Here is a 1,459-nt window from a genome sequence, read left to right as displayed (position 1 = left end):
AACACCTCGGAGGAGTCCAACAACTCCACCGCCATCCCCACCCACTGCGAACCCTGCCCCGGGAACACGAACACCGTCCGCCCACCCGCAACAGCCCGACCCCGCACCACCCCCGGAGCCTCAACACCCTCAGCGAGCGCAGCGAGTGCCGCGGACCCGCCCAACACCACCGCACGGTCCTCGAACACCGACCGCGACGACACCAACGACACACCGATATCAGCCGAAGACAAACCGTCCACCGCCGACAACAACCGCGCCGCCTGACCCTCCAGCGCCCGCGCACCACGACCCGACAACACCCACGGCACCACACCAGGAACCTCAGGAGTGTCGACGGCCGGAGCCTCGTCGGCCACCGGAGCCTGCTCCAGGATCACGTGCGCGTTTGTGCCGCTGATGCCGAAGGAGGAGACGGCGCTGCGGCGCGGACGCCCGGCGTCGTCCCACTCGCGCCGCTGCGTGAGCAGCTCGACGGCGCCCGAGTCCCACTCCACGTGCGGACTGGGCTCCGTGACGTGCAGGGTGCTGGGCATGACGCCGTTGTGCATGGCCAGGACCATCTTGATGATGCCCGCGACGCCGGCGGCCGCCAGCGTGTGGCCGATGTTCGACTTGATGGAGCCGAGCCAGAGCGGCTGGTCGGCGTCGCGGCCCTGGCCGTAGGTGGCCAGCAGGGCCTGCGCCTCGATCGGGTCACCCAGGCGGGTGCCGGTCCCGTGAGCCTCGACGACGTCCACGTCGGACGTGGTGAGACCGGCGTTCGCCAGCGCCTGACGGATCACCCGCTCCTGCGAGGGCCCGTTCGGCGCGGCAAGGCCGTTGGAGGCGCCGTCCTGGTTCACCGCACTGCCGCGGACCACCGCGAGCACCGGGTGGCCGTTGCGCCGCGCGTCCGACAGCCGCTCGACGAGCACGATGCCGACGCCCTCGCCCCAGCCCGTCCCGTCCGCCGAGGCCGAGAAGGCCTTGCAGCGGCCGTCCGTGGAGAGGGCGCGCTGACGGCTGAACTCGATGAAGCTGGTCGGACCGGAGTTGACGGTGGCGCCGCCGACCACGGCGAGGTCGCACTCGCCCTGGCGCAGCGACTGCGCCGCCAGGTGCAGCGCGACCAGCGAGGACGAGCACGCCGTGTCCACCGTCACCGCCGGACCCTCCAGCCCGAAGGTGTAGGCGATGCGGCCTGACGCCACACTGGTGGTCGTCCCGGTGGACAGGTAGCCCTCGAACTCGCCCGGGATGCGGCCCAGTCGGGAGGCGTAGTCGCCGGAGATCACGCCGGCGAACACGCCGGTGTCCGAACCGCGCAGGCTCACCGGGTCGATACCCGCCCGCTCGAACGCCTCCCACGCCGTCTCCAGCAGCAGACGCTGCTGCGGGTCGGTCGCCACCGCCTCACGCGGGCTCATCCCGAAGAACTCCGGATCGAACCGGTCCGCCTCGTACAGGAACCCGCCCT

The 1,459-nt window shown here is 71.6% G+C and carries 1 protein-coding gene; it reads right to left on the bottom strand.

Annotated features, from left to right (window positions below; translation table 11 throughout):
- The coding region (locus tag ACFVFS_RS40775; protein WP_380630173.1) for a type I polyketide synthase at positions 1 to 1,459 on the bottom strand (1,459 nt) is incomplete at both ends.

Origin of the sequence: Kitasatospora sp. NPDC057692 (assembly GCF_042799475.1) — a bacterium.
In the GTDB taxonomy this organism is placed as follows: domain Bacteria; phylum Actinomycetota; class Actinomycetes; order Streptomycetales; family Streptomycetaceae; genus Kitasatospora.
The sequence above is the reverse complement of the archived record's forward strand: the minus strand, read 5'-3'. Positions and strand labels throughout refer to the sequence as shown.